The following is a 13,780-nucleotide window of genomic DNA, read 5'->3' as shown; positions in this document are numbered from 1 at the left end:
GTTACTGTCCCGGGTTGTCAGGGGCACCCCACGCCAGGTCTCCCCTCGGCGGAGCCCCCGCCGCGCCCGTCTGCGCGCGTTCCCCCATCCGTCCGTACCGGTCAGCCGCCTCCGCCCGAGCCCTGGCGCCCGCATCCCCGCATCCGTCCAGGGAGCTCTCTTGGGTGAGATCCATCATGCCGACCACGGCTGGGTGACACCGGCGGTCTCGTACTTCGTCGCCTGCCTCGGCGCCTTCGTCGCCCTGCGCAGCGCCCGCTGGGCGCTCATCTCGACGGGCCGCAGCCGGGTCGTCTGGCTGCTGTTCGCCTCGACCTCGCTCGGTGCGGGCATCTGGTCCATGCACTTCATCGCCATGCTCGGCTTCTCGGTCAGCGGCGTCGAGATCAGCTACCAGCCCGGGCTGACCGTGCTCAGCCTGCTGGTCGCCGTCGCCGTCGTCGGCATCGGGCTGTTCACCGTCGGGTACTGGCGCAGCCGTCCCGTCCTGTCCCTGCTGATCGGCGGACTGACCACCGGACTCGGGGTCGCCGCGATGCACTACCTCGGCATGGCCGCGATGGTGCTGCCCGGCCACCTCGGCTACGACCACCTCACCGTGGCCGGCTCGATCGCCATCGCGGTGGTCGCGGCGACGGCCGCGCTCTGGGCCGCGCTGAACATCCGGGGCACGCTCGCCGTGCTGGCGGCGGCGCCGGTGATGGGCGTGGCGGTCTGCGCCATGCACTACACCGGCATGGCGGCACTGTCGGTCCGGCTGGACTACTCGCACTCCACCGCGGGCGGTGTGATGGCGCTGGAGTTCATCTTCCCGCTCGGGGTCGGACTGGGCTGCTACGTGTTCTTCGGCGCGCTCGCCTTCGCGGTCTCGCCGAGCAAGCCCTCCGCGCAGCCGCTGTTGGTCGGCCCGGCCGCCCCGCTGCCGCCGCGCGCCTCCTTCGTCCCGAAGGCCGAGCAGCCCGGCCGGGTGCCGCCGCAGCAGCGGCGGCGGCCGGTGGGCGAGGCGGGCACCCGGCGCTGAACCGGGGGGCGACGAACGAAAACGACGTCCGGCCGGGTCCCCCACCCCGGCCGGACGTCGTTTTCGTTTCGTTCGTCGCCGCGTCGCTGAGCCCCCGGCCGGCTACTCCGGCTGCCCGAGCAGCCCGGTCAGGTGCTCCGGCGTGGCCACCGGGCAGACCTTGCGCACGAAGTCCCGCCGCAGCCCGTGGTACGGCTCGCCCGCCCGGTAGAAGTTGGCGTGCATCCGGCGCAGTTCCTCCGCCCGGTACTCGGCCAGCGGCTTGGCCTCCTCGTCCTCGGCGCGGCGGCGCTTCTTGTCCACCAGCCGCGCGGTGAGCTCCGGCGAGTCGGCCAGCCGGGCGGCCTCCCGGGCCACCCAGCGGCGGAATTCGGCGGCGTCCCCGCCGGTCGTACGGTCCACCAGGCCGATCCGGCGGGCGTGTTCGGCCCCGACCGGCAGCGCCTCGGTGGTGAGCCGCTCGGCCTGCTCCTCACCGACCCGGGCGGGCAGGGTGTACGTCCAGTACTCGGAGCCGTACAGGCCCATCAGCCGGTAGTGCGGGTTGAGCACCGCCGACTCCCGGCACCACACCTCGTCGGCGGCGAGCGCCAGCATCAGGCCGCCGGCCGCCGCGTTCCCGGCCAGCGCGGCGACGGTCAGCTTGTCGCCGGTGGTCAGGATCGCCTCGACCAGGTCGTCCATCGCGTTGATGTTCTCCCAGGACTCCAGCGCCGGGAAGGCCGCGCCCTCGATGACGTTGAGGTGGATCCCGTTGGAGTAGAAGTCCCGGGGCGCGCCGAGCACCAGCACCGAGGTGGGCCGGTCGGCGGCCATCCGGTAGGCGGCGAGCAGCCGGCGGCACTGCTCGGTGCTCATCGCCCCGCCCGCGTAGGCGAATTCGAGGTAGCCGACGTCGCCGTCCTCGCGGTAGCGCAGCTCCGACCAGGTGTCCCGGCGGGCGGCCTCGGCCGGGGTCACCGGCACCTCGCGGACCCGGTGCAGCTCGTCGGCGAGCACCGTCGCGGCCGGCAGCTTGAAGGTGACCGGCCCGCCGGGGGTGCGGCGCGGGCGCAGCTGCGGAATCCAGACCGCGCCGTCCACGGTGGCCCGGCAGATCGCGCCGTCCCGGGTGGCGATGACGGCGCCGGGCCGCGGGCCGCGCAACTCGTCCTCGGGGTGGCCGCCGTGCAGGAAGAACTCCCGCCCGTACAGCTCGTCCAGGACGCCGGGCTGGGAGTCCGCGGCGCGCAGCTTGCGCAGCACGGTGGCGGTGTCGTCCTGCTCCCAGTCGATCCGGCGGGCCTCCTGGCGCAGGAAGGGCCGCAGCTCGCCGCGCACGTCCGGGCGGGCGTAGTCCAGCGGCTCGGGGGTGAACAACCCGCCCTGGTAGCGCTGGACGGCCAGCAGGACGGCCTCGACGGCGGCGTCGGCGACCTCGCCCCGGTACAGCTCGCTCTTGCCGCAGTCGGGGACGGGGAAGTCGACGGACGCCCAAATGGCGCCCGCGTCCATCTCCTCGACGGCCTGCAGCACGGTGACACCCCAGCGCGGCGCGCCCTCGGTGATCGCCCAGTCGAGCGAGGAGGGGCCGCGGTCGCCCTTCGGGCCCGGGTGCACGATCAGGACCGTCCGGGTGGACCAGATGTCCGCCGGGACGGCCTTGGTGAGCATCGGGCAGAGGATCAGTTCGGGGTCGACCCGGGCCACCGCGGCCCGCATCTGGTCGTCGCCGAGCGCGAGTTGGACGGCCACCTGGTGGCCGCGCTCGCGCAGCTCGGTGTGGACGCGCTGGGTCAGGCTGTTGAACGCGGTCGCGATCAGGAGAATGCGCAAGGGGGCCTCCGGGCAGGTACTTCGGGTGCGCGGAGGCGATGAAACCAGGGCATGGACACGTAATGGTCACGTTCCCGCCCTTGCCGCCCTACCCTCACGCACCCCGCACACCTGTGGAACCGGCGTGGCCCGTGCTTCGCCGGATCTCCCCAGCCTCTTCCCTGAGTTGGACTGGCAGCCCCGGCCGGAGGCCCCCACCGGCCGGGCCGGGAGGACCCCACGGGCCCGGCCGGGCGCCCTAGCGCGGGAACGCCCTTCGGGCCCGCCAGGTGGTGTGCTCGCGGGAGACCGCGTCCTCCGCCTCGGCGGCCAGCCGCGCCCAGCGCTCCTCGGCGTCCGGCGTCTTGAGGTCGAGGTCGGAGAGCTGGTTGCCGACGTTCTCCAGCTCGCGCGCGGCCAGCTGGTAGGCGGCGGCCAGCGGGCGCAGCTGCTTGAGCTGCGTCCAGGCGATGATCGCGGCGGCCGCGGCCGAGCTGGCGCCAAAGATGTGCACCTCCAGGGCGCCGGTGGCCTGGGCGATCGCCGCCGCCGCACCGATGATGATCAGCGCCGCGATGCCGAGCCCCCAGGAGACCGCCTGGGACTCGCAGGACTCCGCCCGCGAGCGGTACCAGGTGCGCTGGCCCTCCACCCGGGTGCGCAGGTAGAGGGTGCGCCGGGCGGTCAGGCTGTCGGCCCGGGCGCGCCGCATCTCCTCGGTGATCTCCGGGACGGCGCCGGGCGGCACGATCTCCGGGTCCTCGAAGGCCCGCAGCACGTCCTCGACCTGGAGCAGGTAGCCGCGGTCGGCGTCCTCCGACTCGGCCTCGCCGCCGAACGGCCGAGCCCGGACGCTGTACTTCCAGGCCAGCGTCTTGACCGACTCGGCCGCCGCCCGCGCCTCGTACCAGCGGCCCTGCGGGTCGCTACGGCGCAGCCGGGACCAGAAGTAGCCGGCGACCAGGAAAGCGGCCACCGAGAACAGTGGCTTGATATCGCTGTCGCCCTTGTGGTCCGGGCCCGGGAGCGACCCGATCAGCGCGGCGATCACCAGCATCGCGATCAGTCCGCGGTGCCAGCGCAGCGTCTCGCGCTGGCCGTCCAGTGAGGCCTTGTCCGCCCGCCAGAACAACTCCGGCAGCAGCCGCGCCTCAACTCCCCCGGGCGGATCCTGTTGCACCATCGGTCGAGTCCCCTCCCCGTCTCCGTCCAGGCAGTATGCCCACCATCAACTGCCCTACACGGTCGCCTTTTTGACACCTTCGGCGCGATCCTCCGACCGTCGGTGATTGCCCGCGCCGCGCCGTAACCGATATAAACGGTTACATGCCGCTGCACTGGAAGCTCGTCATCGACTGCGCCGACCCGCACCGCCAGGCCGCCTTCTGGGGCGCCGCCCTCGACTACACCGTCGAGGACCACAGCGCCCTGATCGCCCGCCTGCTCGCCGCCGGTGCGGTCACCCCCGACGCCCTGACCGAGCTGGACGGCCGGCCCGCCTGGCGCGCCCTCGCCGCCGTCCGCCACCCCGAGGACCCGTTCGACCCGGCCTCGGACACCGGCCTCGGGCGCCGCCTCCTCTTCCAGGCCGTCCCGGAGACCAAGCACGGCAAGAACCGCCTCCACCTGGACGTCCACCCCGGCCCCGGCGAGCGCGCGGCCACCGTCACCCGGCTCGAAGCCCTCGGCGCCACGGTGCTGCGCGAAGTCAAGGAGCCCGGCGGCGAGTGGACCGTCATGACCGACCCCGAGGGCAACGAGTTCGACGTCCAGTGAGCCCGGCAACGCGACGGCCCCGCCCTCCGGAACCGGAGGACGGGGCCGTCGAAGCCCGGCGGAGACGGGTCAGAGCAGGCCGAAGGCCGGCATCAGGTAGTAGAAGGCGAACACCGCCGCCACCGCGTACAGCGGGGCCGGCACGTTGCGGCCGCGGCCGGCGGCCACGCGCAGGATGCAGAAGGCGATGAAGCCGAAGCCGATGCCGTTGGTGATCGAAGCCACTACCGGCTTGGGCAGGAGCTCAGTCGGCTGTCCCGGCCGGCACGACCCAGCGAGTGGGCTGCCCGGTGATGGCCGCGATCATGTCGTAGTCGCCGTCGTAGTGCAGGACGGTGACGTCGTGCCGCTCGGCAGTGGCGGCGATCAGCATGTCGGCCATGGACAGGGCGCGGTGGTTGCCCCGGAACAGGGCACGACGCTGAATGTCCTTGGCCCGATCCCAGACCTCGTCCATACACGGCAGGTAGTCGAACCCCCTGAGCAGATGGCTCAGCCGGTCTGCTTCCGCCGCGCTTCGGGCGCTGTGCAGGACCTCCATCTCGACCGCCGCGCTCACCGCCAGCAGCGCGCGCTGCGAGAGATCGTCGAGGACGGGCCGCACCGCGGGCTTCCCCCAGCGAGCCAGGGCCGACTTGTCGATCAGGAAGCGCTCCCGCGTCACGCCGCCGCCGACTTGCCCGACTCGTCGAGGAGGTCGAACTCCCCGTTGGCGATGGCATCGGCGAGCTCTATCCGCCGAGCCAGCTTCACGGCCTCCAGCAGCGCCGCGTTGACCGTGGCGACCTTGGTGGTCGTGCCGAACAGGCGCTGCGCCTCGGCCAGAAGGTCGTCATCGAGGTCGATCACCGTTCGCGCCATGGCCGTTCCTCCCGCAGTCGACAACAAGAAAACGATATCAACTCTGGCGCATTCTCGATATCGAGAACGGCCCCGCGCTCCGAGGAGCGCGGGGCCGTGGAAACCCGGTGGAGAAGGGTGGTCAGAGCAGGCCGAAGGCCGGCATCAGGTAGTAGAAGGCGAACACCGCCGCCACCGCGTACAGCGGGGCCGGCACGTTGCGGCCGCGGCCGGCGGCCACGCGCAGGATGCAGAAGGCGATGAAGCCGAAGCCGATGCCGTTGGTGATCGAGTAGGTGAACGGCATCATCACGATGGTCAGGAAGGCCGGGATCGCGATGGTGTAGTCGGCCCAGTCGATCTCCTTGACGGAGTTCGCCAGGATCAGGAAGCCGACCGTGACCAGCGCCGGGGTGGCGGCCTGGGCCGGGACCATGGTGGCCAGCGGGGTGAGGAAGAGCGCCACCATGAAGAGCAGGCCGGTGACGATCGAGGCGAAGCCGGTCCGGGCGCCCTCGCCGACGCCGGCGGTGGACTCGACGAAGCAGGTGTTGGCGGAGGCGGAGGTGGCGCCGCCGGCCGCGGTGGCGATGCCGTCGACCATCAGGACCTTGTTGATGCCCGGCAGGTCGCCGCGGTGGTCCAGCAGGTGGGCCTCGTCGGCGACGCCGAGGATGGTGCCCATCGCGTCGAAGAAGCAGGACATCAGCACGGTGAAGACGAACAGCAGGCCGGTCAGCACGCCGACCTTCTCGAAGCCGCCGAACAGGCTGACCTTGCCGACCAGGCCGAAGTCCGGGGCGGCCACCGGGTTGCCCGGCCAGGTCGGGACGGTGAGGCCCCACTTGAGCGCCGGGATGTCGACCACCTTGTCGATCACCACGGCGAGCACGGTGGAGCTCGCGATGCTGATCAGGATCGCGCCGGGCACCTTGCGGATCACCAGGATCAGGGTGAGCACCAGGCCGAAGACGAAGACCAGCACCGGCCAGCCGAGCAGGTGGCCGTTGCCGCCGAGCTGCAGCGGGACGGTGGTGTGGGCGACGTCCGGGATGCGGGTGACGAAGCCGGAGTCGACCAGGCCGACCAGGCTGATGAACAGACCGATACCGATCGCGATGGCCTTGCGCAGGCCGAGCGGGACGGCGTTCATGACCCGCTCGCGCAGGCCGGTGGCGACCAGCAGCATGATCGCGAAGCCGGCCAGCACCACCATGCCCATGGCGTCCGGCCAGGTCATCTTGGGCGCGAGCTGCAGCGCCACGATGGTGTTGACGCCGAGGCCGGCCGCCAGGCCGATCGGCACGTTGCCGACCACGCCCATCAGCAGGGTGGTGAGACCCGCGGTGAGGGCGGTGGCGGTGACCAGCTGGGCGCTGTCCAGGTGAGCCCCGGTCATGTCCGTGGCGCTGGCCAGGATGATCGGGTTCAGCACCAGGATGTACGCCATGGTGAAGAAGGTGGCGACACCGCCGCGGATCTCGCGCGGCAGGGTGGAGCCGCGCTCGCTGATCCGGAAGTAGCGGTCCAGTGCACCCGTGGGGGGCTGGGGTGCGGCGTCGGCGGGTTCGGGCGACTCGGTGGTCGGCTGGACCACTGGCATGGCTGGGCGTCCTCTGTGGGGGAGCTGAGGAGAGGGGACCGCCCGTGGCGACGGTGACCGGGCGTGGACCTTTAAGTATGGTTTCCGGATCGCACACGCGCTATCTTCGCGCGTAGAGCCCGCAGCGGGCCCCGGAGCGCCCCCGGGGGCCCCGCCGGGCCCCCACCGCACCGTACGCTAGGCCCCATGCCCAAGACGCCGCTGCACCCCTCGCCCCCTCCGCTGGAGGCCAACGATGTCGCCATCGTCGGCGGCGGCACGGTGCTGTGGTTCGTCGCCTTCCTCGCCCTGCTCCCCTTCCAGGGCACCCTCTCCGACCACGGGCACGGCAGCTGGCCCTGGATCTGCCTCTCCGGCGGTCTGCTCGGCCTGATCGGCCTCTGGTACTGCCGCGCCCGGCGGGACGCGATCGCCCGTAGCCGCGCCGCCGAGGCCGCCCTGCGCGAGACCGACGGCGGCGGCACCGGCGACGCCACCGGCCCGGCCGCCCAGTCGGACTAATAGTCCTTTAGTAACACGCATCGGACATAAGGCACCCGTAGAGTCGGTGCCATGACGCAGCCTGCCCAACCCCCGGAAGAGCAGCCGGCCGACGGAGACCGCCCCGACGGCGCGCACCCCCTCGGGCTGCTGCCCGGGCGGCGCGGTGGACTGACCACCTCCGAGGTGGCCGAACGCGTCGCGAACGGCCAGGTCAACGACGTCCCGGTGCGGTCCAGCCGGTCCGCCAGGGAGATCGTCCGGGCCAACGTCTTCACCCGGTTCAACGCGATCATCGGCATCATGTTCGGGATCATCCTGATCGTCGGCCCCATCCAGGACGGCCTGTTCGGCCTGGTCATCGTGGCCAACACGGCGATCGGCATCCTCCAGGAACTGCGCGCCAAGAAGACCCTGGACAGCCTGGCGCTGATCGGCGAGGCCCGCCCCCAGGTCCGCCGGGACGGCACCGTCCAGCAGATCACCGTCTCCGAGATCGTCCTCGACGACACCGTGCTGCTCGGCATCGGCGACAAGGTGATCGTGGACGGCGACGTCACCGAGGCGGACGGCCTGGAGATCGACGAGTCGCTGCTCACCGGCGAACCCGACCCGGTCCTCAAGCAGCCCGGCGACCAGGTGATGTCCGGCAGCTTCGTGGTGGCCGGCGCGGGCGCCTTCACCGCCACCAGGGTCGGCCGCGAGGCCTACGCGGCCCAGCTGGCCGAGGAGGCCAGCAAGTTCACCCTGGTGAAGTCGGAGCTGCGCAGCGGCATCAACAGCATCCTGCGGTTCATCACCTACCTGCTGATCCCCACCGCGCTCGGCCTGATCATCAGCCAGTTGGCCGTCGAGGGCCGGGACTGGCGCGAGGCCGTCCGCCGGATGGTGGCCGGCATCGTGCCGATGGTCCCCGAGGGCCTGGTGCTGCTGACCTCGGTGGCCTTCGCGATCGGCGTGATCCGGCTCGGCCGCAAGCAGTGCCTGGTCCAGGAACTCCCGGCGATCGAGGGCCTGGCCCGGGTGGACACCGTCTGCCTGGACAAGACCGGCACGCTCACCGAGGGCGGCATGGACGTGGTCGACCTGCGGGTGATCTCCGACGGCGAGCCCGCCCCGGTCGAGCCGGACACCATCAAGCACGCGCTCGCCGTGATGGCCGGCGCCGACGCCCGCCCCAACCCGTCCATGCAGGCCGTGATCGACGCGTACGGGCGCGGCGACGGCGCGGGCCCGGGCGGCAACGGCTGGCGGGTGATCGAGGCGATGCCGTTCTCCTCCGCCCGCAAGTGGAGCGGCGTCCAGCTGCTGGAGCCGCAGGGCGGCGAGGCCAGCTGGCTGCTCGGCGCCCCCGACGTGCTGCTGCCCGCCGGGCACCCGGCGCTCGCCGAGGTGGACGAGCTGGGCGCCCAGGGCCTGCGGGTGCTGCTGCTCGGCCGTACGCCCGTCCCGCTGGACTCCCCCGACCCGGCGGCCGACCTCACCCCGCTCGCCCTGGTGGTGCTCCAGCAGCGGCTGCGCGCGGACGCCGCCGAGACCCTGCGCTACTTCGAGAGCCAGAACGTCCGGGCCAAGGTGATCTCCGGGGACGCGGCGGTCTCGGTCGGCGCGGTGGCCGGCCACCTCGGCCTGCCCGGCGCGGACCGCCCGCTGGACGCCCGCACCCTGCCGGACGACCCCGAGCAGCTCGCCGAGACGGCCGACCGGACCAGTGTCTTCGGCCGGGTCACCCCGCAGCAGAAGCGCCGGCTGGTCGGGGCGCTGCAGTCCCGCGGCCACACCGTGGCGATGACCGGCGACGGCGTCAACGACGTGCTCGCGCTCAAGGACGCCGACATCGGCGTGGCGATGGGCACCGGCTCGGACGCCACCAAGGCGGTCGCCCAGATCGTGCTGCTCAACGACTCCTTCGCGACCATGCCCTCGGTGGTCGCCGAGGGGCGCCGGGTGATCGGCAACATCGAACGGGTGGCCGGGCTGTTCCTGGTGAAGACGGTCTACTCGGTGCTGCTGGCGCTGCTGGTGATCTTCACCCACTCGCCGTACCCGTTCCTGCCCCGGCACTCCACCGTGCTGTCCACCCTCACCATCGGCGTGCCGGCCTTCTTCCTGGCCCTGGCCCCCAACAACGAGCGGGCCCGCACCGGCTTCGTGAAGCGGGTCCTGCGGCTGGCGATCCCCGGCGGCGCCATCGCCGGCACCGGCACCTTCGTCGCCTACGCGCTGGCCCGCTCCGACCACGCGACCGACCTCAAGGGCGACACCAGCGTGGCCACCCTGACGCTCTTCCTGATCGCCATCTGGGTGCTCGCCATCGTCGCCCGCCCGTACAACTGGTGGCGGCTGCTGCTGATCGCCACCATGGGCGGCGCGTTCGCCCTGGTCCTGCTGGTCCCGGCGCTGTCCGACTTCTTCGAGCTCTCCCTGGTCGGCGGGCGCGACCCGTGGACGGGCGTCGGCATCGCGCTGATCTGCGGCGTGGCACTGGAGTCCGCCTGGCGCTGGATGAAGCGCCGCGGCATGGAATGACCGACCCCTCCGCTTAGCATCTCCCTGAGAGGGGGTGCCGAATGGCGCGCAAGGGTGGGGAGTTGGAGGCGTTCATCGCCTTCCTGGGCGGGCTGCTGGCAGCCGGGCTGACGGCGCTGGCGATGGCGGGCGTCGGCCTGGCGGTCAGGCCGACACCCGCACTGAAGACAGCGGCGATGGTGACGCTCGGCGCGGTCTGGCTGACCGTCACCACCACCGTCTATCTGCGGCTCAAGCCGCGCAACGACTGAAACTCAGCCCTCGAAGTCGCGGGCCGCCGACAGCTCGTACGCCCGGTCCGGCTCGCTGAGCGCGGCCAGCACCTCGAAGCGCCGGTGCCACTGCCCGACCGACCAGGCGAGCCCGGCCGCCAGGCCCTCGGGGGTGGCCGCGTGCAGCAGTCCGGGCACCGGCGGGATCTCGAACTCGTCGTCCTCGTCGGCGGCTTCGGCCAGCTCCGGGTCGTACGGCGGCTCCGGCGCGTCCGCCTCCAGGTCCCAACGCCAGTCCACCGCGGCCTCGTTGCCGTCCGGGCCGACCACCAGGAGCTCCTCGTGCTCCTCGTAGGCGACCGGGCAGCCGGGCAGCAGCTCCCGCACCACGGCCGGCACCCGGTGCAGCACGCCCTCGGAGAGCACCCGGCCGCCGGCCACCTCGCTGGCCAGCGACACGTGCAGCCGCTCGGCGAGGTCCGCGGCGAGCGCCGGGGCGACCGGCAACAGCGGGTACCGGTGCAGGAGTTGGACCAGGTCGGGGGCGTCGGCGACGACCGCCTCGGTGGCGTCCACCACCACCGTGCGGGCCGGGCGGCGCCCGGTGTCCGGGTCCAGCGGCGGCAGCGCCCGCACCACGTCCAGCGGTTCGATCCGCTCGCGCTCGACCCGGGCCAACGCGCTGTGGATGCCGTGCAGTTGGCGGTGCCCGACCTCGGCGTCCGGGTCGGTGAGCCGGTCCAGCACCTCGTCCGGGCCGTGGGTCTCGGCGAGCAGCGCGGCCAGCGTGGTGCGCACCCCGAGCGCGTGCAGGAACTGCTCGTCCAGGGTGGTGCGCGCCTCGTCGTACAGGCCGCGCAGCAGCGGGTCGGCCCCGGCGGCGCGCAGCCCGGCGGGCTCGCGGCCGGCCAGCACCGGGTGGTCGCGCAGCCACCAGGCGGTGTACGGCGGCAGGTCGGCGTAGGTGCCGTCCGGCAGCAGGGTGCGCACCGGGTTGACCACGGCGTCCCGGTACGGCGGGCGGGCGAGCGCGGCCAGCGCCTCGGGCCAGGCGTCGTCGTCCACCAGGTCGAGGTCGCGCACGGCCAGCAGCTCGGCGGCCACCGGCGGCACGCCGACCACCTCGTCCGCGTGCAGCGTCTCCAGGGCGTCCTCGGCCCAGTCGGCGAGCCCGTCCGGCGCCTCGTCCAGCAGGCCGGTGGGGTGGCCGCCGGCCGCCCGGTCGGCCGGCGCGGTCGGGTCGAGGCGCTCCAGGTCGTCCGGGTCGAGCACCACGTCCTCGGCGCGCACCAGCACGAAGTCGGCCAGCACGCCGACGGCCGTGAGCACCTCGGGGCCCCAGCGCTCCAGCACCTCGTCGTCCACCCAGCCGGCGTCCTCCTCGCGCGCGAGGGCGGCGAACGGACTGCCGGGCAGCACGAGTTCGCCCGCGCGGGCGGGCTCGCCCTCGTCGTCCAGCAGCGCCAGCCGGGCCAGCCACGGGTGCTCGCCGGGCGCCGGGGCGGCGGCCTTCACCAGGGCCAGGACGGCGTCGGCCAGTTCGAGCGCGGCGTCCAGGTCGTCCTCGGCCAGCTCGTACGAGCGGGCGACGGCGGCCCGCACCTCGGGGGTGTCCAGCACCCCGGCGGGCGTGGCGGTGCCGGCGCCGAGCTTGGCCAGAAGCGGGTGGGCGGCCTCCGGGTGGGCCAGCCGCAGGTCCAGCGCGGCGAGCGCGCCGGCCAGCGTCTCGGGGTAGCCGGGGAAGGCCGCCCAGTCGGCGTCCTCGGAGGGCAGCAGCACCCGCCGGGGCCCGGTGACGGTCCGCCCGTCCGCGAGCGGCACGGGGAGCGCGCCGAGCGCCTCCGGGTCGGCCGCGCCGAGCGCCGCGTACAGGTTGCGCCACCAGGCCGGGTCGCGGTCCAGGCCGCCGAGCTGGTCGACCACCTCGGCCAGCGGCACCCGGCGCACGTTCAGCACCCGCAGCTCGGAGCGGCGCTCCAGGCCGGCCGGCAGCAGCCCGGGGAAGATCGGCGCCAGCGCCTCGACCACCGAGCCGTCCGCGCCCTCCAGCAGCGTCGCGTCCCGGGGCCGCAGCGCGGGCGTGCCCTCCTCGACGACGCCGGGGTGCGGCAGGAACGGCGTGCCGGGCAGCCGGGACAGCACGGCCGCGCGCAGCGCGTTGTCCAGCGCGCCCTGCCCGAGCGGGCCCGGCACCAGGCCGAGCGAGCCCAGGTCGGCGCCGCGGGCGCGCAGCAGCTCGGCGTAGCTGTCGGCGGCGCGCTCGGTGAGGAAGTCGGCGAGCGGGCCGGGGGCGAGGTGCCGGCGGGTGGAGTCCAGCGGGTAGGAGGCGATCAGCAGCGCGGGCAGGCCGATCGGCTCGTCGCTGGGAGTGGGCGCGTGCAGCACCGGCTCGATCGCGGGCCGCTGCGGGGCGCCGTCCTCGGCGACCGGGACGGCCCAGGTCACCGTCCAGTACGGGCGGGTGCGCTCCTCGGTGGGCCGGTCGGCGAGCAGCTCGGCGTCCAGCCGGCCGGAGGCGCCGACGGTCTGCCAGACCGTCTGCCGCGGCAGCCCGCCCGCGTCGTCGGTGACGGTGACCTCGGTGACGCCGTCCGGGCGCGGCTCGGCGGCGCTGCGGGTGAGCGTCCGGGTGCCGTCCGGGGTCTCCACCACCACCTCGGCCAGGCCGGGCAGGGTGAGCAGCAGCGCGTCGTCGATGCCGGCCAGCAGCCGGCGGGTCAGGTCCTCGGCGGCGACGTCCCGCAGCGGCAGCACCACCACGGTGTCGTAGCCCTCGGGGGCCGGGCCCTCGGCCGCGAACGGCAGCCGCAGCAGTGGCACGTGGCCGTCCCGGCGGCGCAGCTCGTCGGTCAGCGCGGGCTGCGCCTCGGCCAGCGCCCGGGCCTCGCCGAGCGACCAGCGCACCCCGCCCGCGGCGCCCAGCACGGCGGGCTCGTCGGTGACGGCGAGGACGGCGGCGAAGCCGACGCCGAACCGGCCGACGGCGGGCGCCTCACCGCGCTTGGAGGAGGCGCGCAGGGTGGACAGCGACTCGACGGCGGCCGCGTCCAGCGGCGCGCCGGTGTTCGCGGCGGCCAGCACGCCGTCGGCCAGGGTCAGCCGCAGCCGCCCGGGGCCGCGCCCGGCCCGCACCGCCGCGTCGGCCGCGTTCTGCGCCAACTCGACGACCAGTCGGTCGCGGTAGCCGCCGAGCGCCAGCTCCTCCTCCGCGTTGGCGTCCTCCCGGAACCGGGCCGGCGAGGCGGCCCAGGCGTCCAGCACCCGACGCCGCAGCGCGGCACTCCCGAACGGGTCGGCGAGGTGCTCGTCCGTGCCGCTGCCGATGATCCGAGGTTCCACTGGACCTGCCGCCTTCCGCCGCCCTGTACGTCGTAGGGGCATTCTTCCCTGCCCCACCGACTGCTCCCGACCACGGCCCGGCCCGTCGGCGACCGTACCCGAAAGATCCGCAGGCCACCGCCCGTGAGCCGGCGGCGTCCCGGCAGCGGGCCGGGGCGCGGGGGCGCGGGCAGGGGGCTCTGCCGT

The 13,780-nt window shown here is 73.8% G+C and carries 11 protein-coding genes and 1 pseudogene; 5 read left to right on the top strand and 7 right to left on the bottom strand.

The features are described 5' to 3' along the window. The first annotated feature begins 160 nt into the window (after window positions 1-160). Window positions 161-1,021 carry an MHYT domain-containing protein gene (locus ACFQ87_RS15065; protein WP_380611178.1) on the top strand — a complete coding sequence of 287 codons (861 nt, stop codon included), beginning with the start codon at window positions 161-163 and terminating at the stop codon, window positions 1,019-1,021. 102 nt (window positions 1,022-1,123) lie between these two features. Here ACFQ87_RS15065 and ACFQ87_RS15060 read toward each other — a convergent pair whose 3' ends face one another. Continuing rightward, window positions 1,124-2,836, bottom strand: coding sequence for a hydrogenase maturation protein (locus ACFQ87_RS15060; RefSeq protein WP_380611177.1), 1,713 nt, complete (start codon window positions 2,834-2,836; stop codon window positions 1,124-1,126). Between the two features lie 238 nt (window positions 2,837-3,074). Continuing rightward, window positions 3,075-3,998 (bottom strand): DUF4231 domain-containing protein, encoded by a 924-nt coding sequence (locus tag ACFQ87_RS15055; protein WP_380611176.1) that lies wholly within the window; start codon window positions 3,996-3,998, stop codon window positions 3,075-3,077. 143 nt (window positions 3,999-4,141) lie between these two features. Between ACFQ87_RS15055 and ACFQ87_RS15050 the strand changes: the two genes are divergently transcribed. Continuing rightward, window positions 4,142-4,591: a VOC family protein gene (locus ACFQ87_RS15050; protein WP_380611175.1), complete on the top strand. Its 450-nt coding sequence runs from the start codon at window positions 4,142-4,144 to the stop codon at window positions 4,589-4,591. 69 nt (window positions 4,592-4,660) lie between these two features. Here the strand turns inward: ACFQ87_RS15050 and ACFQ87_RS15045 are convergent. The 4 genes and pseudogenes from ACFQ87_RS15045 to ACFQ87_RS15030 form a co-directional block, all read right to left on the bottom strand. Continuing rightward, window positions 4,661-4,816: pseudogene (locus ACFQ87_RS15045) on the bottom strand (NCS2 family permease); the annotation flags it as partial. 19 nt (window positions 4,817-4,835) lie between these two features. Continuing rightward, a complete protein-coding gene (locus tag ACFQ87_RS15040) occupies window positions 4,836-5,255 on the bottom strand; it encodes a PIN domain nuclease (RefSeq protein ID WP_380611174.1) in 420 nt (139 codons plus the stop codon). Beyond that, window positions 5,252-5,452 (bottom strand): type II toxin-antitoxin system VapB family antitoxin, encoded by a 201-nt coding sequence (locus tag ACFQ87_RS15035; RefSeq protein WP_380611173.1) that lies wholly within the window; start codon window positions 5,450-5,452, stop codon window positions 5,252-5,254. The genes ACFQ87_RS15040 and ACFQ87_RS15035 overlap by 4 nt, the downstream gene beginning before the upstream one ends. 121 nt (window positions 5,453-5,573) lie before the next feature. Continuing rightward, window positions 5,574-7,034: an NCS2 family permease gene (locus ACFQ87_RS15030; RefSeq protein WP_380611172.1), complete on the bottom strand. Its 1,461-nt coding sequence runs from the start codon at window positions 7,032-7,034 to the stop codon at window positions 5,574-5,576. Between the two features lie 186 nt (window positions 7,035-7,220). On the opposite strand from ACFQ87_RS15030, the gene ACFQ87_RS15025 reads away from it, so the two are divergent. Genes ACFQ87_RS15025 through ACFQ87_RS15015 form a run of 3 tightly spaced genes read left to right on the top strand, consistent with a single transcriptional unit; the run spans window position 7,221 to window position 10,294 of the window. Then, a complete protein-coding gene (locus tag ACFQ87_RS15025) occupies window positions 7,221-7,535 on the top strand; it encodes a DUF2530 domain-containing protein (RefSeq protein ID WP_380611171.1) in 315 nt (104 codons plus the stop codon). 51 nt (window positions 7,536-7,586) lie between these two features. Continuing rightward, window positions 7,587-10,043 (top strand): HAD-IC family P-type ATPase, encoded by a 2,457-nt coding sequence (locus ACFQ87_RS15020; protein ID WP_380611170.1) that lies wholly within the window; start codon window positions 7,587-7,589, stop codon window positions 10,041-10,043. Between the two features lie 41 nt (window positions 10,044-10,084). After that, window positions 10,085-10,294, top strand: a complete 210-nt coding sequence (locus ACFQ87_RS15015; RefSeq protein ID WP_380611169.1) for a hypothetical protein — start codon at window positions 10,085-10,087, stop codon at window positions 10,292-10,294. A gap of 3 nt (window positions 10,295-10,297) precedes the next feature. Here the strand turns inward: ACFQ87_RS15015 and ACFQ87_RS15010 are convergent, their stop codons facing one another. Next, complete coding sequence (locus tag ACFQ87_RS15010; RefSeq protein WP_380611168.1) at window positions 10,298-13,594, bottom strand: sacsin N-terminal ATP-binding-like domain-containing protein; 3,297 nt, start codon at window positions 13,592-13,594, stop codon at window positions 10,298-10,300. Window positions 13,595-13,780: the final 186 nt, after the last annotated feature.

It is taken from the genome of Kitasatospora sp. NPDC056531 (genome assembly GCF_042794375.1).
Classification (GTDB): Bacteria; Actinomycetota; Actinomycetes; order Streptomycetales; family Streptomycetaceae; genus Kitasatospora.
The sequence above is the reverse complement of the archived record's forward strand: the minus strand, read 5'-3'. Positions and strand labels throughout refer to the sequence as shown.